This is a genomic window from Gemmatimonadota bacterium (assembly GCA_016714015.1).
GTDB lineage: Bacteria > Gemmatimonadota > Gemmatimonadetes > Gemmatimonadales > Gemmatimonadaceae > Pseudogemmatithrix.
In genome coordinates this window covers 1-18,684 of record JADJNZ010000012.1, presented here as the reverse complement: position 1 = coordinate 18,684, position 18,684 = coordinate 1, and the positions used below count along the sequence as shown (strand labels likewise).

Below are 18,684 nucleotides of genomic sequence, written 5' to 3'. Positions count from 1 at the left end.
GAAGTCGCGTTGCAGTGCCTTGTAGTCGCGTCGCAGTGCCTTGGGATCGCGTTGCAGTGCCATGGAGTCGCCTCGCAGCTTCCCCGAGTCGCCTCGCAGCTCGGAGGAGCCGCTGCGCTGCGCATTGGAGTCGCCTCGCATCGCCTCAGCAGTCGGCGCGCAGTTCGTTGGACTCGATTCGCAGCGCATGGGCGGCGCCTCACAGCCCATTGCAGTCGTTTCGCACTCCCCGGCGATCGATTCGCAGCGCATCGGAGTCTCCTCGCAGGGCATGGCGGTCGTCTCGCAGCGCAGAGCACGATTTTCACACTTCAGAGCACGCGTTTCGCACCGCAACACACCCATTTCGCAGCACATGTCACTCGCCTCATAGCTCAGTGCAGTCGCTTCGCAGCTCACGGGAGTCGCCTCGTAGCCGATGAGATCCGCCTCGCGGCTCATGAGAGCGTCCGCTTGGCTCGTGGGGGTCGCCTCGCTGCGCATGAGCAGTCGCGCTGCGGCTCATGGGATTCGCGCGGCGGTGGTTCGGACTCGGGTTCCGGTCCCTTCCTCGCAACTGGCGGCGTCCTGCTCCAGATTCGCCGCTGCGGCATTGGCGCGATCAGCGGTGGACTCACGCGTGATCGGCTGATTGATCCCTCTACTAGTACAACGAACGAACAGGGCAATTTCTATTAATGCCGAAATGGCGAGTTTTTCCTGTCATTCCGGCATTAATAGAAAGTGACCCCTTCGTTCGTTGAACTAGTAGAGGCCCTCGCTTCTAACTCTTCACCCAATCCCGCATGCGACTGGAACGCGCAGGATCCAAACCCACGAGAAGCCGGCAGCACCTCGTGGCCGTCGTACCGCCACCCGACACGGCACTCGCGTCCGACCTCGAACGACAGTTCGTCGACATCTACCGCGCCGTGCACGTGCCCATGATCGCGTACGCTGAGCGCTTCCTCGATTCCGACTCGGCGTACGACGCGGCGGCCGAGGCGGCGGCGGATGCGTGGACCCGGTGGCATCTCCTGCGGCCGGAGCAACGGACCGAGGCGTACCTCATGCGTGCGGTGCACAACGCCGTCCTCGACGCGCTCCGCGTGAGCCGGGTGAGTGTGACCATGGAGGACGCCGAGGAGGAGCTCGAGCGGCAGGTGGCGGTCGCGATGGAGCCGATCGCGTACGGCGACTCTGCCGCCGATGTGGTCGATCTCGCGATCGCCGCCATGCCGCCGCGCCGACGCGAGGTCATCCTCTTCGTGAAGGAATCCGGCTACACGTACCAGGAGGTCGCCGCCGCGATCGGTCTCAGCGTCGGCACGGTCAACAAGCACATGCACCTGGCCATTCAGGACCTCAAGACCGCGTTCATCCGCGCCGGCTTCCGGATCGAAGACGTGCGACCCCACCTGCTCCCCAACCCCGAAGGAGGCGACACCAATGACTGACCACACGAACGCCGTGCTCGACGAACGCGACGACATGGACGAGATCGAGCTCATCACGCGCCTGCTCAACGGGCAGCTCAGCCCCGCGCGCGCCGCGGCCGTCAAGAAGCGCCTCAAGGAGGACCCGGCCTTCCTGGAGCTGGCCGCTCCACTGCTCCTCACCTGGAGCGTGCCGCCTTACATCGAGCGGCATCCGCGCCCCGAGGGCGAGTGGGAACGGGCCTGGGCCGAGTTCCAGAAGCGGACCGGGTTCCCGCAGCGGCCTGAGGCCCCCGCCGCGGCGCCCGCACCGAAGCGCTCACGCTGGAGCATCGGACGGATCATCTCGATCGCCTTCTGGGCGTTCATGATCTACGTCGTCGTCCTGTCGCTCGGCACGATCATCTGGGATGACCTGATCCAGCCCAACTTCTTCCCCAAGCCTACGGACGGTTTCGTCGCGCCCGCCGTCCCCGCACAGCCCACCCCCTGACCCGAGTCCGCCATGCTCACGCGTCCTTCGTACCGCGCCGGCCAGGTCCCGCTCATCCCGGCCCTCCTCGTCGCAGCCGCCAACGCCTTCATCGGCGTGAGAGAGCAAGGCGGCGACAACCGCGGCCAGATGGTGGAGCACTTCCTCCGTGGCGTCTCCCTCCCGCCGGGTCAGCCCTGGTGCGCGGCGTTCGTGCACCACGTGGGCCACGCGGCGCACTACGATCACCTCACGCGGCGGTCGAGCTGGCCCCTGCCCGCCACCGGGAGTTGCGAGGCCCTCGCGCGGGCGGCCCGCGACCACGGCGCGCTGCGCCTCGAGCCCTATGTCGGGGACGTCTTCCTGCTCTACAGCCGGACGCGGCAGCGTTTCATCCACACCGGGATCGTCGTCGGCGTGCTGGGCGAGGAGCGGGTGCACGAGCAGAACGAGCACACCTGCCTCACGGTGGAGGGCAACACCAACGACGACGGGTCGAGCAACGGGCACACCACGTTGCGCAAGGTGCGGACGTTCCGGGAGGCGGATGGGCACCGGTTCATCCGGTGGACGGAGATGGATCGGCGGGCGATGGCGGCGTGAGGGGCCGGGGCGCCGGGGGGCGGGGTGGACCTGCCCTGCCCCTCGTCGCGCGCCGGGATTCCAGCGTTAGATTCCCGGTCGCCGTAGGATGAGCGACCATCCGCACCGGAGTCCCGTGTCCCAGCAGACCCAGACAGACCAGCGTGACCTCGAGCTGCTCGCCCGCCTCGCCAAGGCGCGTGGCGAGATCGCGGCGCAGATCGGCCAGCGGATCGTGGGGCAGCACGAGATCGTCGACAACATGATCTCGGCCATCCTCGGCGGCGGCCATGTGCTGCTGGTGGGCGTACCGGGGTTGGCGAAGACGCTGCTGATCCAGACCATCGCGCAGGCGCTCGACATGGAGTTCTCGCGCATCCAGTTCACGCCCGACCTCATGCCGAGCGACATCACCGGCACCGAGCTGCTCGAGGAGGACCACGGGACGGGCAAGCGCTCGTTCATCTTCTCGAAGGGCCCGGTGTTCGGGAACATCGTGCTCGCCGACGAGATCAACCGCGCCCCACCGAAGACCCAGGCCGCGCTGCTGCAGGCGATGCAGGAGAAGACGGTGACCGTGGCCGGCAAGACCTACGTCCTGCCCGACCCGTTCTTCGTGCTCGCGACGCAGAACCCGATCGAGCAGGAGGGGACGTATCACCTCCCCGAGGCGCAGCTCGACCGCTTCATGTACGAGCTGCGGATGGGCTATCCGAGCGTGGACGAGGAGGAGATGATCGTCTCCTCGACGACGGGCGTGATGAAGGGCGACGTGAAGCCCGTGCTCCCGGCGGAGACCATCCGCGAGATGCAGCGCCTGGTGCGCCGCATCCCGGCGCCGCCGTCACTGGTGAGCTACGCGGTGGGCCTGGCGCGCGCGACGCGTCCGGACGACCCGAGCGCGACGGCGCTGGTGAAGAAGTACGTCTCGTTCGGCGCCGGCCCGCGCGCCGGCCAGAACCTTGTGTTGGGCGCGAAGAGCCGCGCGGCGATGGACGGCCGCAGCGTGCCCGACCTCGAGGATGTGGATGCCGTCGCGTTCTCGGTCCTCCGACACCGCGTGGTGATGAACTTCCAGGCGGAGGCGGAAGGAGTCGGGATCGAGAAGGTGCTGGCGCTCGGGGGACGGGGCCGGAAGGGCTGAGGCCGATTTCACGCGGGATTCGAGGGGGGCGGGATGCGCAAGGCGCATCCCGCCCCCCTTTTCCGTTGCGTGGGAAGGTTGCCGTGCTCGGCCGGTGACGGTACTCTCTGCCCCCGGGCAGGGTCGGTGACGGTGCGATGACGGCGGCACGACAACATGGGACCGGACGGCTACCGGGGAGGGAGCCAGGTGATCGAGGTTCGGACGCTTGGGGCGGCGGAGATCGTGGTCGGGCGGAAGCGCCTGACGCCGAAGACGGAGGGGCTGTTCGCGCTTGCGGTCTACCTGTGCGTGCGGGCGGGGGAGCCGTCGTCGCGGGATGCGTTGTGCGAGATGTTCTGGCCGGGGTCGGATCCGGCGAAGGCGAGGCACAATCTGCGGCAGATGTTGTATCGGTTGCGGCAGGCGGGGATTGAAACTCAAGAAGAGGGTGATTTGGTTCGAGTGCCGTCATCATCGCTGAGGAGCGACCTCGCTGTCGTCCTCGTCGACGGCTGGCCCGAGAAGGCAACGGCCGACGAAGTCGAGTCCGCGAGCACCTTCCTGCCATACTTCGAGCCGCAGATCTCTCCCGGGTTCGGCGAGTGGCTCTCGGGAACGAGAGCTACGCTCGCCTCTCGGTATCGACGCGCTGTCCTTCAGCAACTGGACGCCGCGCGCAGAGAAGCCCGTTGGCTCGCACTCGAACTTTGGGCCGATCGCCTTCTCGCGTCCGATCCCCTTAGCGAAGAGGGCACATTCGCGAAGGCGGAGAGCATCGCCATGGTCGGGAGCAAGGTCCTCGCTATCGAGCTCTTGGACACATACGTCGCAGAACTCGGGAGCCACTCCACACGCATCGCTCTGCCGGCCAAGCTCCTCCGCCGCAGGATCGCAGAGCGACCCGACGAGTGGGCGGGACGACACACGACGGATGTGCCGCTAGTCGGACGTGCCGGTGCAATGAGGAGACTTTCCGACGCAATTGACAGCGCGCTGATTGGTGACGGATCCGCGCTTCTTGTTCATGGCGCCCCGGGCATCGGGAAGACACGGCTTTGCGTTGAGGCGCGACACTACGCCGCACTTCGCGGCGCCTCCATCATCGCCGTCCGAGCAGCGGACAGTCGCGCCGAACGACCACTCGGCCTCGTAACAGCGCTTGCACAGCTACTCTACGAACAAGCGGGCGCCGCTGCCACCTCACCGGCGGCGATGGGGGTTGTTCGTCGCCTGATCGACCAGAAGGCGTTGGAACGAGACGCAGATCCCGGCAGCGCCGCGAGTGTCTCACTGGACCATCTCGCGTGGGCGCTCGTGAACATGGCGCGGGCGGCCGCCGAGGAAACACCTCTTCTGATCCACCTGGACGACCTGCACAACGCCGACACTGCATCACTTCATGTGCTTCAGGCACTTTTCCAGTCGCAACTCGACGGCCGCATCGCTGTCTTCGCGACCGTTCGCTCTCACTGGTTGAACGCTGCCAATCCGGACATCCGATGCGTTGCTGGTGCGCTCCGCCTTCACATCCCGCCACTCTCTTCCACAGAGTCGACGGCCCTCGTTGAAGCGTTTCGCCGCGCGCACGCTGTCACGCCCGCTCGCCACGATGAGTGCAAGCTAACTTCAATCGCCGGCGGGAATCCGCTCTTTCTTAAGGAACTCGCAGCGCGATCGCAGCGCGCACCGTACTCAACCGATGGTTCACTGACGCTGGCGCGCGTCATCGAGCAACGTTGCGCAAAGCTCTCTTCTCGCGAGCTTCGCCTTCTGAGGATCGTGTCCCTTCTCGGTCCACTTGCGACCATTCCCCGATTGTACGGAGTCCTTGGCCTGTCCAGTAGCACAATTGCCGAGGACGTCGAATCCCTCGAGAGAGACGGACTGTTGTCGCTTGAAGAGCTTGGTGTTCTCTCGTTGCATGAATGCTGGCGTGACGCGATTGAGTCCGACACACCTCCGGCGACGCGCTCCGCGTTAGCGTACGACTGCGCCAATGCACTGCGGGGCGCGGTTGAGTCTGGCGCGGGGTTCGACGTCGAATGGCACCAAGGACGCTTGTACTCGATGGCCGGCGATGCACAGGCTGCCATCGCCTGCTACAGGCAGTCTGGCGCTCGTCTCATGGCGCTCGGTGTGCCAAGTCAGGCGTGCGAGGCGTATGCACGCGCGCTCTCGTTGGCAACTGAGCCCGCGGATCAGGGGCAACTGAACGTGCTGCACGCTGGCGCACTAGTCGGCGCGGGACGGCCCGCCGCAGCTGCATCCGTCTGCCGCGAGGCACTTGCTCAGCTGTCCCGAGTCCCGACCCCAAACATCGGCCTCCACGCCGAAGCGACTGCAATCCTTGCAGAAGCCGAGTGGAGAGGGCTCAATCAGAGCAACGAGAGTCTCAGAGCACTCCTTGACTTCGCGATCGACCGACGCGTTCCGATGGCGCAGCGACTCCGGTGCGCGCACACAGGCATTCGCCTGTCATGCAACAGGGACAGAGACTTCGCGAAGCTCTTCTTCGAAGCCTCACCGCTACCGACGGCGCCATCGGTCGACGACTGGATGGCCGTCTCCACACACCTGATCTACGAGACCGAACTCGGCTCACCCTCACAGGTGAGGCCGCTGGCTTCCACACTGAAGTCTCTCACGACGCTCCCCGTTCACACTCGCGCGATGCTCCTCCGTCACTCCGCGTTCGCCCTGAGAGTCGTAGGTGAGTGGGAGGCCGCTCATCGCGTGGCTGAAGAATCGCTGCAACTTGCCCTTGAGGGCGGCCTACCCTCGGCAGCGATCTCCGCCGCGATTGGCCTCGCTTTCGCGTACCTCGATCACGGACTGCTGGAGGACGCGCGCGATCGCATGGAGTTAGCCGCAGGGCTCGGCGAGGCGCTTATGGACGAAGAACAGCAACGCTCCCTGCGACATGCCAGGTCAAGGTACTTGCTGGCAACGGGCAGATACAAGGAATGCCTTGAGTACCTGCGACCGCACATAGAGTCCATCCGGTCTGACCACATGCCGCAACGAAGGGCTTTGGAACTCGCCTGTGTTGCCGTAAGCGCTGCGATGGCAGCGTCACCCGATCTTGCCTACGAGTCTGTCGATCTCGCTTCCGAAGTACTGATGAGCAAGAGCCCGCCTTGGGTCGCGGATTTCACCGCCGACGCCGTTGTCGCGGCACTCGACACCTTGGGCAACCACGAAAGGGCATCCTCGATTCGCGACGATTACGTTCGTCGCAGAGGCAATCTCGCGGAACGGCCGATCGTGCCTGCACTCGAACGGCTAAGGGCAGCACAGAGTCAGCGAGGCGTTCCGCGGCCTGCTATCCTCGCGACGAAAGTCTCGTCGATGCGGTGATCTGGATGACGTCGGAGCGAGTTGGCGCGACGGGATATTCGGCGGTCGCAATGCTAATCTCGCGTACCACGTCCGCCCAGGCGGTGGGCAACAGAAGGGCCTCACAGAGCCGTGGGTCGAACTGACGCCCACTCTCCGCCGCGATTTCCGCCCGAACAACCTCGGCCGAGAGGGCTTCGCGGTACGGCCGCGAGGTGCTCATCGCATCGATCGTGTCCGCTATTGCGATGATACGAGCACCGATTGGAATTTCGTCCTCTTTCAGTCGATTGGGGTAGCCGCGTCCATGCCAGGACTCGTGGTGCGCTGCGACGAGCGGGACGAGATCAGCGAAATGCGTGACCTTTCCAATCAGCCTCGCGCCCTTTTCTGGATGAGACTTCATGATCTCGAACTCGGCATCGGTGAGACGGCCGGGCTTTCTTAGAATCGGCGCGAACTCCTCGTGAATCTTGCCGACGTCATGCAGGAGCGCGGCGACCGCAATACGGTCGACTTGCTTGCCCGATATTCCGGCGGCACGTGCAATGACGCGCGCGAACCTCGACACTCATTGCGAGTGTCCGGAGGTGTATGGGTCACGAGCTTCGATTGCGGCAACCATCAGCTGGAGGAGTTCCTCGTTCATCTTCTCCAGCGCGACGTTTGTCTTATAGAGCTGACGCACGCCGAGCATCGGAAGCGCGAGCGCAGCCGCGACCAGCGCGCCTCCTCGCACATAGACTTCTGCAAACACGTAGATGAGCGGAAAGGCTAGCAGGTCGTAGACGACCGATGACTGCATTGCACGAATCCACGTCGACCGAGTGTCGCTCCCAGCTGATGTGGCAATGATTGTGCTAACGGCGAGCTTGTTTAGACCGAGAAAGCAGCTCACCAGTACTGCCAGCCCGACAATCGACGGCTTCTTGTCCAACACAGACTCGCCGCCGACAGCCAGATAGGCGACGATCGCAATCGACTGAGCAAAGACAAACTGCCCAACATTGAAGAGCGCCTTAATCGGCGCGCGCTTCGCAATCAGCTCAGCACCCGATACACCGAGAAAGACCGTTACCACCGCCGCGACATTTGGCGCAACCAGCGCGACGCTCAGAAACGGCAAGAACCCGATGTTCCCGATCGTTGCTGTTGACGTCTGATAGCCTAATGCGGATGCCAGCAAGCCGAGCATCGTGAAGAATCCCGCAGCTTCCCAGTGACGGGAGTCGGGTAGCGGCGACAAGATGAGCACGGCCACCGCGGACGCGAATGCGCCAACGGCGACCATCGTGACGATTCGCTGCAGTCTTTGTTCGCTCATAAAGGAAAGCGAGGACCCCCCGTCCTCTTGCTACTGAACTACGCCCAAATCTGCGAATCTCCCAGCACCAGCGCGCAGATCGCGCTAACCAGCGACGTGATGATCGACATTGAGAATCACCTCCCTTCGTAGAGATGGACCGAATTTTCCGGTCGGCCATTCCACTTAGTTCGGCTCCGCTCATGCGTCCCGTGTGACGCGTACCGCTCGGTTCTCTCCGCTATGGAGAGAACGGGGGGTTCCCTTGCTCCTCTCTGTTCAGGTGAAATCCTTCACCCGCACCTGCACTTACCTGCACACACACGCGCACTTGCCTGCTTTCCCGTACTCCATACCCCTTCTGGCACCGACGCGGCGCCAGGGATTCACCCCGACGCCGCGCGCGTTGACCTCGTCTTCCCCTTCCCTATCCCTCAGCGGCCTCCGCCGCGTCGATCATCTGCCTGGCCCGTCGTCGCCTGCAGCATCTGCGCCGCCGCAGGACCCATCCACCGGTTCGTCGCGTCCAGCACCGCCAGCACCGCCGCGGTCTCCGCGCTGTCCCGGATCTCGCAGCTCCCCGTCAGCAGCACCTGCTCCCGACCCTGACGCGCCATCACCGCCGCGAACACGAACTCGCGCTCGAACGCCGTGATCACCCGAGCCCCCTCCAGCGAGAACAACCCGCTGATCGGACCGGCCATCCCCAGCGCCATCAGCGCCGCCCGCGCCGCCGTGTCCACCCGGCTCCGGTCGCTCTGTAGCCACTCCTCGGCCTCGCCGGCGAACTGCTCCGCGCCGATGCGCAGCGTCACCTTGCAGGTGACGCCGCGCGTGCGCGAGCCCCGGACCTCCACGTCCTCGAAGTAGACCGGGCGACCCAGCTTCACCGCGTCCTCCACCACTGGCAATGCCGCGACCGGCGTGTTCCGCTTGCTCGTCGCGGCGATCGAGATCTTCCGGTGATCCACCCGGAGACCGAGCTGCGCCATCAGCGCGCTCTCAATATTGCGCACCACGTTCTTCGGCGGCGTGTCCCCCGTCACCAACACGTGGATCGCATCCACCGACCCGCTGTCGGTCGCCGTGATCCGCACGCTCACCACGTCCTGCAGCGACGCGATCAGCTCCTCCGCCCGCTGCAACGGCAGGACGGAACCCGCGATCGGCGAGCCCGACATTCCTGGCGACTGGGGGTGCGGTTGCGGCGTCACGGGTCCTTGCGAAATGCGATGACGGTCGGGAACTGGCGAGAATCGGTGCACTGCGCTCTCTCACGGCCCGAACCCGACGGACCGCCTCTCATATGTCGTCGGACCGGTCACCGCGCGCCAGTCCGCCAATGTCTCATCTCGAATACGAACCGAAACCCCATACGTCACGGGGCCCGGAGACACCCCTCCCTACTCCCCGAAGCGATCGGGGACATGATACTCCTTCAGCTTCCGGTACAGCGTCCGCTCCCCGATGTCCAGGATCTCGGCCGCTTTACGACGATTGCCCCGCGTTTCGCGCAACGTGGCCAGGATCACCGCCTTCTCGACCTCCACCATCGTCATGCCAGGGGTGATGGTCACCGTGTTGGGAGGGGTCGAAAGCCCCATCGGCTCCACCCCGCCGGCCGGCGCTCCCCACCCGGGCACCGCCACCATCCCGCCCCCCAGCACCTCCCGCCCGGGGCCGAACCCCTGCGCCGAGCCGGCCGCCATCCCCCCGGCCACCTGCGCGATCACCACCCGGTCCTCGTCCACCCGGCGCCGCAGCTCCTCGAGCTGGAGCTTCATCTCCACCAGGCTCCGGACGATGAACTCCAGCTCCCGACCCTCGGCCCGACCCTCCTCGCGCACGATCGGACCGATCGGCACGGGAAGCAACCGGTCCGCCCCGGTCTCCCGGATCTGCGCGGGGATGTCGGCGATCCCGATCTCGCGGCCGGTCGCCAGCACCACCATGCTCTCGATCAGGTTGCGCAGCTCGCGCACGTTCCCCGGCCAGGCATAGCTCACCAGCGCCTGCATCGCCTCCGCCGAGATGCCGTGGAACTCGCGCTCATGCTCCTCGGAGAACTCCTGCACGAAGCGGCGCACGAGCAACGGGATGTCGCTGCGACGCTCGCGGAGCGGCGGGAGGTAGATGCGCAGCACGTTGAGCCGGTAGAACAGGTCGGCGCGGAACTGCCCCCGCTCCACGCTCTCCCTGAGCGGCCGGTTGGTCGCCGCCACCACCCGCACATCCACGGGGATGCTCTGCGTCCCGCCCACCCGCGTCACCTCGCGCTCCTCGAGTACGCGCAGGAGCTTCACCTGCGTGCTCGACGGGATCTCGCCGATCTCGTCCAGGAACAGCGTCCCGCAGTGGGCCAGCTCGAACAGGCCGCGCCGCCGCTTCTGGGCCCCGGTGAACGCGCCCTTCTCGTGCCCGAAGAGCTCGCTCTCCAGCAGCGTCTCGGAGAGCGCGCCGACGTTCACGGCGATGAACGGCTTGTTGCGGCGCGGGCTCATCCGCGCGATCGCGCGCGCGACGAGTTCCTTGCCGGTGCCGCTCTCGCCCTCGATGAGCACGGTGCTCGAGACGGGCGCCATCTGCGCCACCTGCACGAGCACCTGGCGCACCGCCTCGCTCTCGCCCCAGAGCCCGGTCTCGCGCGTGATCCGCTGCCGCTCGAGGAGCTCGTTCACGCTCGCGCGCAGCGCGTCAGGGCTCACCGGCTTGTTGAGCACCTCGGCGAAGCCGAGCGAGCGCAGGCGCTGCTCGACGGCGGGGTCGCCGACGTCGGCCAGGCCGATCACGCTCGCCCCGCCCCAGAGCTGGTCGCGCACGAGGCCGAGGGTCTGCGGGTCGAGCAGCGCGCCGGTGAAGACGATCACGTCCGGCTTGGCGCGCTTGATCTCGCGTGGCAGGTCGTCCATCGGGCTCACGACGAACGTCTTGACCCCGTCGGCCTCGAGGAGCGCATTGAGGCGGACGGCGGGTTCGACGTCGGTCAGCGTGATGAGGACGGTCATTGAGCTGAGTGGATGAAAGCTGAAGGATGAAGGTGGAAAGTGCTCTGGTGCGGTATGCGGGGACGGATGCGGGGGCGTCCCACTTTCATCCTTCAACCTTCCACCTTCATCTCTTCACGGTCCCGCGCTTCCAGAACGGGAACCCCGTGATCGTCCCCACCACCCGCTTGCCGCGGATCTCGACCTCGAGGGTGTTCCCTTCCTTCGCATGCGCCGCCGGCACGTACGCGGTGCCGAGTCCGCAGCCGACGCTCGGCGACATGATGCCGCTCATCACCGTGCCGCTCGGCGCGCCGTTCACGAACACCGGGTAGCCGTGCCGCGGGATCGCCTTCTCGGTGAAGGTGAAGCCGACGAGCTTCCGGCTCAGGCCGGCGGCCTTCTGCGCCTCGAGGGCGGCGCGGCCCACGAAGTCGCCCTTCTTCATCTTCACGAGCCAGCCGAGTCCGGCATCGAGCGGGGTGTAGGTGTCGTCGATGTCGTTGCCGTAGAGCGCCATGCCCATCTCGAGGCGGAGCGAGTCGCGGCAGCCGAGGGCGACGGGCTGGATGCGACCGGTGTCCATGAGCGCCTTCCAGAGCTGCGCCGAGTGCTTCACGTCGTGGTAGAGCTCGAAGCCGTCCTCGCCGGTGTAGCCGGTGCGCGAGAGCGTCATCGGGATGCCGGCGACGGTGGTCTCGGTGAACCAGTAGTACTTGGATCCGTCGAGCGCCTTGGGCGTCATCGCCTGCAGGATCTCCTGCGCCTTCGGGCCCTGCACGGCGAGGAGGCCGATGTCGTCGCTCACGTCGGTGAGGACGCAGTCGAAGCGGCCGACGTACTGCTGGATGTGCTGGAGGTCCTTGTCCTTGTTGGAGCCGTTCACGACCATCATCAGGTGGTCGGCGGCGTAGCGATAGACGAGGCAGTCGTCGACGAAGGTGCCCTGCTCGGTGAGGATGCCGGAGTAGTGGACCTGGCCGTCGGCGAGGGCGGCGACGTCGTTGGTCGTCACGTAGGTGACGAAGTCGATCGCCTGCTTCCCCTTGATGATGAACTCGCCCATGTGACTCACGTCGAACACGCCGCAGCCGTTGCGGACGATGTTGTGCTCGGCGGTGATGCCGCCCGGGTACTGGATGGGCATCTCGAAGCCGGCGAAGGCGACCATCTTGGCGCCCGCGGCGACGTGGAGGTCGAAGAAGGGGTCCGCTTGAGCGGGCCGGTCGAGGCGTCGGACATGAGGGGCGGTCCTTGGTATTGAAGTAGGGTCCTGCCAGTGAAATATGCCGAAACGGCAGGACCCGGGGTACTGGCTCGAACCGGGGGGCTGTAACGTTCAGTGCAGGTGCACACCCTCCGGATCGTCCTCGCCCTCGGGCCCTTCGTCATCTCCCTGCTCCGCGACCGGCGCCGCTGGCTCTGGTGGGGCGGTCCGCTGCATCGCACGCCGGCGTTCCACCGGGCGCGGGCGGAAGCGCTGGTGTCGCGCATCGCGCACCTCGGGCCGACCTTCGTGAAGCTCGCGCAGGTCTTCGCCTCGCGCGCGGACCTCATCCCCGAGCCCTACCTCTCGACGCTCGGCAAGCTCACCGACCAGGTGCCGCCGGTCTCGTGGGACGCCATCCGCGCGCAGATCACCGCGGCGTACCACATGGAGCCGGAGCAGGTGTTCACGTCGATCGACCCCGTGCCCGTCGCCGCGGCCTCGCTCGGCCAGGTGCATCGCGCGCGGTGGCATGGGCGCGACGTCGCGGTGAAGGTGCTGCGCCGGGGATCGAGCAGATGGTCGCGCGCGACCTCGTCTCGGCGCGCGCGATCACGGCCTGGGCGGCGCGGCGGTGGCCGAGCCCGCACATCCTCGGCTTCCAGTCGCTGGTGGAGGAGTTCGCGGCGCGCATCAGCGAGGAGATGGATTTCCGGCTCGAGGGCGAGTACGCGAGCGAGGTGCGCGCGAACTTCGTCTCCAACCCGCGCGTGGTCATCCCGGAGATCATGCACGAGCTCACGCGGCAGCGCGTGCTCGTGCTGGAGTTCATCGAAGGGCAGCGCGTGGACAAGCTGGTGCCGGGGAGCGTGAACGCGGGACGGCTCGCGGGGCTCGTGATGGAGGTCTACGTGCAGATGATGCTCGTGGACGGGCTCTTCCACGCCGACCCGCACCCGGGGAACCTGCTGCTCTCCCCCGACGGGCGGCTCGTGCTGCTCGACTTCGGGATGATGGTGCGGGTGCCGCCGGAGCTGCGCCTCAAGCTCATCCGCACGGTCTTCGCGAGCATCCGGCGCGACCCGGCCGCGGTGATGGAGGGCTTCTACGCGCTCGGGCTCATCGCGCCCGGCGCCGACCCGACGGAGATCGCGCGCCTGGCCGAACTGCTGGTGGCGATGGCGAGCACGCGCAGCACCACGCAGCAGCGGATCGAGACGATGCTCGCCGACCGCGTGATGCAGTCGCTCTACGACTTCCCGGTGATCCTGCCGCGCGACCTCGTCTACTTCGCGCGCACGGCGGCGCTCATCGAGGGCGTGGGGACGCGCTACGACGCGTACTTCAACGCGGTGGAGATCGGGACGCCGGTGGTGATGCGGATGCGGAGCCGGATCCTGCGGTCGCTCGGCGAGGAGGTGGAGCCGAGCGTGGAGGAGCTGGCGTCGGTGGCGGGCTTCGCGGCGGGGCGCGCCTGGCGCGTGGCGCGGGAGTGGCTGGGCTCGTGGGTGCCCCCCGCCGTGCGGGAGCGGATCGCGCCGTGAATCCCACCTTCTTCGCCACGGCGGCCGCGTTCGGGCGCTGGCGCGCCGCGCACCATGCGAGCGCGACCGAACTCTGGGTGGGCTACCACAAGGGTCGGCACGGGCACGCCGAGCATGACCTGGCCGGAGTCGGTGGACGAGGCGCTCCGCTACGGGTGGATCGACGGGCTCCGGAAGTCGCACACGCCCGAGTCGTACGTGATCCGGCTTCACGCCGCGGAAGCGGAGCGAGCATCTGGAGCGCGGTGAACATCCGGAAGGTCGAGGCGCTCCTCGCCGCAGGGCGGATGACGCCGGCGGGATGCGGGCCTGGGAGGCGCGCACGCCGGAGCGGTCGGAGGTCTATGCCTTCGAGCGCAAGGCGGCCACGCTCTTGGCTGACGAACTGTCCGCCTTCCGAAAGCGGTCCAAGGCGTGGAAATTCCTGGGAGGCGCAGCCCGCCGGCTATCGCCGGGTCGCGGCCCACTGGGTGTCGAGCGCCAAGCGCCCCGAGACCCGCGCCAAACGGTTCACCATGCTCCTCGCCGACTCGGCGGCGGGACTGCGGATCGCCTCACAGCGGAGAACCCCGAGATGATCCCGTTCGCCCCCCCTCGCGCTTCGCGCTGGCGCTCGCTCGGTGGCGCTCGCGCCCGTGGCGCTCCGTGCGCAGTCGACCGGCGCGGCCGACTCGCTCGCCGCGATCGCGGTCGCGGATTCGGCGCTGGCGGCCATCACCCGCGGTGACGCCGTCGCGCTCACCGACCTGATGCTCCCCGAGGCGCGCACCTTCTCGTCCCGCCTGCGCGAGGGCGAGTGGCGCTACGCGACGCGCACGCGGGACGAGCAGCGGGCGGCGAGCATCTCGGGCGTCATCGAGCGGGGCTTCGGTGCGACGGCGCTCGTCTCGGGACCGCTCGCGGTGGTGTGGATGCCGTACGACCTCTACGTCAACGGCGCGTGGTCGCACTGCGGCGTCGACGCGCTCACGATGTACCGGGTGGGCGGGCGCTGGCGGATCGCGACCTTCGCGTGGAGCGTGGGCAGCCGCCGGCCTGCGCCAAGCATCCGCAGGGACCGCCCACGCCGTGAGCGCGCCCGTCCTCCGCGCGCCGCTGCGGCTCGCCGCCCGCGCGTCGCTGCTGCTCCTCATCGCCGCCCCGCTGCTGGCGGCGCAATCCGCGCAGTCGGCACGCTCGGCGCAGCCGGGGCCCACCGCGCCGGACCTGTTCGCGCTCGCCAAGGAGGCGTTCCTCTCGAACGACCTCGCGAGCGCGACCTCGCTGCTCGATGCCGCGGTGCGCGCGCGCCGCAGGACGCCGAGCGCCGCGCCTGGCTCGCCGATGCCGCCCGCCGCACGACGGACGCGACGACGGCGCTGCGCGAGGCGCGCGAGGCGCTGCGGCTCGACCCGTGCCACAGCTTCGCGCACGAGGTGGTCGCCAGCCTCTACAACCCGCAGTTCGCGCACATGGAGCTGCAGTCGGACGACTCGACGGTGACGCACCTGGAGCAGGCGGTGCGCTGCGACGCGCGCAACGGCTCGGCGTGGATGTCGCTCTGGGTGCAGTCGCTGCGGCACGAGGACGGCGCGGCCGAGCGCCGCGCGCTCGAGGGCCTGCGGACGTCGGGGATCCTCACGCCGTCGTGGCTCGCGCATGGGCGCTGGGTGCTGCGCACGCTCCCGCCGCGCGCGATCGTGCTCGCCGCGGGTGACATCGACACCTATCCGCCGGCGGTGGTGCAGAACGCCGAAGGGCTCCGCCCCGACGTCGCCCTCGTCAACACGTCGATGCTCAACATCGGCTGTGGTGGAGCACCTCGTGCGGCGGTACGGCCTCGCGCTCCCGCCGGACCTTCGGGCGACGTCCCGCGCGACAGTCTCGACTTCAACGCCGACCGGATCGTCGCCTTCTGGCGGACGGAAGCGGCGGCGGGGGCGGCTCGACCGGCCGCTCGTCGTGCTGCACTCGATGGGCATCGAGTACGCGACCGCGGGCGCGGGCACGCCGATGCTCTAGGGCCGCACTGGGTGATCGGCGCGTCGACGCCGCCGCTCGACACCGCCGCGGTGGCCGCGGCGTACCGACTGGCCGACGCGACCGACCTCTCGGGGCCGTTCGTGTCGGCGCAGGACCGCAGCCCGGTCCGCGTCTCGGCCGCCTTCTCGCCGGCGCTCATGCTCGGGTACCTCGCGGCGTACGAGGCCGCGGCGCGCGGGGCGATGCCGCGCGAGCGGCTCCCCTGGCTCGAGGCCGCGTTCCAGCGCGCGGGCGTCGCGCCCGCCGCGGCCGAGCCGATGTTGCAGTGGGTCCGCTCCTTCCCCGTCCGATGATCCGGCTCCTCCGCGCCTTCCCCGTTCCCGTCGATGTGCTCGCGCTGCTCGCGAGCTTCTTCTTCGCCGTGCCGGCGTACGTGGACGGCGACATGAACCGCGTCGACGACGGGCCGGCCATCCCGGTGACGGCGCGCGCCGCGCAGTTGCACGCGACGCTCACCGTCGTGGACCTGCACAACGACCTCCTGCTCTGGGATCGCGGGCTCCCGGGCCCGCACGCGCGGGGCCACACGGATCTCACGCGACTCGCGCGCGGCAACGTCGCGCTGCAGGTGTTCAGCACCGTCACCAAGACGCCCAAGGCGCAGAACTACGAGCGCAACAGCGCCGCGACCGACAACATCACGTTGCTCGCGGTGGCGTCGCGCTGGCCGCCGCGGACGTACGGGTCGCTGCTGGCGCGCGCGCTGCACCAGGCGGGAACTCGAGCGGACGGCGGCGATCGCGCCGGACCGCCTGTTCCGTCGTGCGCACGGCGGCGACCTGCGCACGGCGCTGCAGCCTCGCACCGAGTGGCGCGGCGAGGCCGACGCGCGGCCGGTGATCGGGTTCCTCAACACCGAAGGGCTGCACGCCATCGAAGGGGAGCTCGCCAACGTCGACACGCTCTTCGCCCACGGCTTCCGCATGGCCGGGCTCGCGCACTTCTTCGACAACGAGGTCGCCGGCTCGGCGCACGGTGAGGCGAAGGGCGGGCTCACCCCGCTCGGCCGCACGGTCGTGGCGCGGATCCGGTCGCTCGGCATGCTCGTCGACCCGCGCAGCGCCCGGCCCGTTCGGCGAGGCGCTCGCGCTGGCACTGGCCGGTGGTGGTGTGAGCCATGTGGCGTAGGACCTGCCCCGGTCCGGCAACCTCACCGACGACCCGCTGCGCGCGCTGGCGGCGAGGCGCTCATCGGCATCGGGTTCTGGGATTTGCGCCATCTGCAGCAGCTCGCCGCGCGACGTGGCGAAGGCGATGCGCACGCCGTCGATCTGTCGCCGGCGCCTGCGCATCGTCGCGCTCTGTTCCGACTGGGATGGCGCGACGACGGGATTTATCGTCGGCGACTCGGCGCAATCACGCGGTGCCATGCTCGACGCCGGGTTCACCGAGGCGGAGATCCGCGCGGTGATGGGCGAGAACGCGATCCGCTTCGCTGGCCAACCCGCCAGGCCCCGGTGCTCGACGTCCGTCCGCGCCCGTTCGCTCGCAGAGATCGCTGGCACCGGCCGTTGCGGTTGCGTCGCTTCGCGGCTTCCGCGTCCTCGCCGCGCAGGCGTCGGGTGCGCTGTCGCCGGCACCACTTTCGGTGCCCGACCGCGTCGAGCGGCGGTGTTCGAGGACCTCGACGCCGACGGCATGAGCGCGACGCGGGCGAGCGCGGGTTAGCGGCGTGGTGGTGTCGAACGGGAGCAGGTGGTGCGCGCACGGCGCTGACGGCGCTTCACGCTCATACGCGCGGCGGCTACGGCGCGGTGCTAGTGGTGGTGCGCGCGCGTATCGCGCGACGTCCGCCTGCGGATGCGCGCCGACGCGGGCACGCTCGCGCCTGCGCTGCCGGCCCTCGAGCCGCGCACGCTCACCTTCGTGCACGCGGCGGACACGGACATCCAGGACGGCTCGGTCGCGCGCACGCGGCGCCTGCGCGCGCTGGTCGATTCCCTCGCGCCTGCGTTCACGCCGACCACCGGCGACCTCAGGTGCGACGCGCCTGCGTGGAAGTGGAGGCGGAGGCCTGGCTACCAGCGCGCTCTTTCGCGCGAGGCGGCGCAGTTCGGGCGCCGGTGCACACCGTGCCGGGGAACCACGAGAGCTTCAGGGTGAGCGCACGCGCCCGGCGTGAGGCCACGCACCCGCTCTACGGCCGTGCGACAATTACAGGGCCTGCCGCGGCCCCGACTACTACTCGTTCGACGCGGGGCGCGCATTTCGTCGCAGCTCAACACCATCTACGTCGATGACCCGCGGTGGTCACGGGCATGTGATTACGCGCAGGTGGCCTGGCTTGCGCGCGACCTCGCGATGGTCCCGGCCGGCGTGCCGGTCATCACGTTCAACCACATCCCGTCTTACCCGGTGGCCGAGAGCAGCTGAACGGTTACACCGAGGTGCCGCTGGCGCCGACGCTCATCACGGTGAACGGGCGGACGACGTACCGGGGGGCATTGCAGAACAACGTCGCCGAGGTGATGCGCGCGGTGGGACCCGTCCGTACGCGATCACTTCGCGGGGTATGCATTACCGGCGAGCATCGCGTTCGGTTGGGGATCTGTGCGTGATGCGCTTCCATCAGGGGGCGGCGACGGTCCGAACTCTCGCCGGCCGGCCCGTTCACGTTCCCGAGCGGCGTGACCGTACCGCCTGACGGACGGCGTGCTGACGACGGCACGTTCGTGCCGCGCGAGGCGAAGCCC

14 protein-coding genes and 1 pseudogene are annotated in these 18,684 nt (G+C 68.2%); 9 read left to right on the top strand and 6 right to left on the bottom strand.

The window, feature by feature from the left end:
- Window positions 1-836 precede the first annotated feature (836 nt).
- From IPJ78_18975 to IPJ78_18955, 5 genes are all read left to right on the top strand, one after another.
- Window positions 837-1,436, top strand: coding sequence for a sigma-70 family RNA polymerase sigma factor (locus IPJ78_18975; GenBank protein MBK7908617.1), 600 nt, complete (start codon window positions 837-839; stop codon window positions 1,434-1,436).
- Window positions 1,429-1,908, top strand: coding sequence for a hypothetical protein (locus tag IPJ78_18970; GenBank protein ID MBK7908616.1), 480 nt, complete (start codon window positions 1,429-1,431; stop codon window positions 1,906-1,908). The genes IPJ78_18975 and IPJ78_18970 overlap by 8 nt, the downstream gene beginning before the upstream one ends.
- A 12-nt stretch (window positions 1,909-1,920) precedes the next feature.
- Window positions 1,921-2,490 (top strand): hypothetical protein, encoded by a 570-nt coding sequence (locus tag IPJ78_18965; protein ID MBK7908615.1) that lies wholly within the window; start codon window positions 1,921-1,923, stop codon window positions 2,488-2,490.
- An 88-nt stretch (window positions 2,491-2,578) separates the two neighbouring features.
- Window positions 2,579-3,613, top strand: coding sequence for a MoxR family ATPase (locus tag IPJ78_18960; GenBank protein ID MBK7908614.1), 1,035 nt, complete (start codon window positions 2,579-2,581; stop codon window positions 3,611-3,613).
- A gap of 189 nt (window positions 3,614-3,802) precedes the next feature.
- Entirely contained in the window at window positions 3,803-6,952 is a 3,150-nt protein-coding gene (locus IPJ78_18955) for an AAA family ATPase (GenBank protein MBK7908613.1), read from the top strand.
- Here IPJ78_18955 and IPJ78_18950 read toward each other — a convergent pair.
- The 6 genes from IPJ78_18950 to IPJ78_18925 form a co-directional block, all read right to left on the bottom strand.
- Complete coding sequence (locus IPJ78_18950) at window positions 6,918-7,502, bottom strand: HD domain-containing protein (GenBank protein ID MBK7908612.1); 585 nt, start codon at window positions 7,500-7,502, stop codon at window positions 6,918-6,920. The two genes, IPJ78_18955 and IPJ78_18950, sit on opposite strands and share 35 nt — an antisense overlap.
- The gene (locus IPJ78_18945; GenBank protein MBK7908611.1) at window positions 7,503-8,255 is read right to left on the bottom strand and encodes a hypothetical protein; all 753 of its coding nucleotides are present in this window, start codon (window positions 8,253-8,255) and stop codon (window positions 7,503-7,505) included.
- Window positions 8,256-8,668: 413 nt separating this feature from the next.
- Window positions 8,669-9,415: a hypothetical protein gene (locus IPJ78_18940; GenBank protein ID MBK7908610.1), complete on the bottom strand. Its 747-nt coding sequence runs from the start codon at window positions 9,413-9,415 to the stop codon at window positions 8,669-8,671.
- Window positions 9,416-9,637: 222 nt separating this feature from the next.
- Window positions 9,638-11,239 carry a sigma-54-dependent Fis family transcriptional regulator gene (locus tag IPJ78_18935; protein MBK7908609.1) on the bottom strand — a complete coding sequence of 534 codons (1,602 nt, stop codon included), beginning with the start codon at window positions 11,237-11,239 and terminating at the stop codon, window positions 9,638-9,640.
- Between the two features lie 106 nt (window positions 11,240-11,345).
- A complete protein-coding gene (gene gcvT / locus IPJ78_18930) occupies window positions 11,346-12,389 on the bottom strand; it encodes a glycine cleavage system aminomethyltransferase GcvT (GenBank protein ID MBK7908608.1) in 1,044 nt (347 codons plus the stop codon).
- A gap of 168 nt (window positions 12,390-12,557) precedes the next feature.
- Window positions 12,558-12,959, bottom strand: a complete 402-nt coding sequence (locus IPJ78_18925; GenBank protein MBK7908607.1) for a hypothetical protein — start codon at window positions 12,957-12,959, stop codon at window positions 12,558-12,560.
- A gap of 44 nt (window positions 12,960-13,003) precedes the next feature.
- On the opposite strand from IPJ78_18925, the gene IPJ78_18920 reads away from it, so the two are divergent.
- The 4 genes and pseudogenes from IPJ78_18920 to IPJ78_18905 all read left to right on the top strand — a co-directional run bounded on the left by IPJ78_18920 (window position 13,004) and on the right by IPJ78_18905 (window position 18,231).
- Complete coding sequence (locus IPJ78_18920) at window positions 13,004-13,969, top strand: AarF/ABC1/UbiB kinase family protein (GenBank protein MBK7908606.1); 966 nt, start codon at window positions 13,004-13,006, stop codon at window positions 13,967-13,969.
- Window positions 13,966-14,547 (top strand): annotated as a pseudogene (locus tag IPJ78_18915) (YdeI/OmpD-associated family protein). Before IPJ78_18920 ends, IPJ78_18915 begins: the two are co-directional and overlap by 4 nt.
- Window positions 14,548-14,589: 42 nt before the next feature.
- Window positions 14,590-16,284, top strand: a complete 1,695-nt coding sequence (locus IPJ78_18910) for a hypothetical protein (protein MBK7908605.1) — start codon at window positions 14,590-14,592, stop codon at window positions 16,282-16,284.
- Window positions 16,285-16,827: 543 nt separating this feature from the next.
- The gene (locus IPJ78_18905) at window positions 16,828-18,231 is read left to right on the top strand and encodes a membrane dipeptidase (GenBank protein ID MBK7908604.1); all 1,404 of its coding nucleotides are present in this window, start codon (window positions 16,828-16,830) and stop codon (window positions 18,229-18,231) included.
- Window positions 18,232-18,684: the final 453 nt, after the last annotated feature.

Bases quoted from the DNA above. Each gene is read 5' to 3' on its own strand.
- IPJ78_18960 (MBK7908614.1), top strand. From the start codon at position 2,579: ATGAGCGACCATCCGCACCGGAGTCCCGTGTCCCAGCAGACCCAGACA.
- IPJ78_18940 (MBK7908610.1), bottom strand. From the start codon at position 9,415: ATGTCGGGCTCGCCGATCGCGGGTTCCGTCCTGCCGTTGCAGCGGGCG.
- IPJ78_18965 (MBK7908615.1), top strand. From the start codon at position 1,921: ATGCTCACGCGTCCTTCGTACCGCGCCGGCCAGGTCCCGCTCATCCCG.
- IPJ78_18935 (MBK7908609.1), bottom strand. From the start codon at position 11,239: ATGACCGTCCTCATCACGCTGACCGACGTCGAACCCGCCGTCCGCCTC.
- IPJ78_18945 (MBK7908611.1), bottom strand. From the start codon at position 8,255: ATGAGCGAACAAAGACTGCAGCGAATCGTCACGATGGTCGCCGTTGGC.
- IPJ78_18920 (MBK7908606.1), top strand. From the start codon at position 13,004: ATGGTCGCGCGCGACCTCGTCTCGGCGCGCGCGATCACGGCCTGGGCG.
- IPJ78_18970 (MBK7908616.1), top strand. From the start codon at position 1,429: ATGACTGACCACACGAACGCCGTGCTCGACGAACGCGACGACATGGAC.
- IPJ78_18925 (MBK7908607.1), bottom strand. From the start codon at position 12,959: ATGCCACCGCGCGCGATGCACCTGGCCGAGCGAGGCCGCGGCGACGGG.
- gcvT (MBK7908608.1), bottom strand. From the start codon at position 12,389: ATGGTCGCCTTCGCCGGCTTCGAGATGCCCATCCAGTACCCGGGCGGC.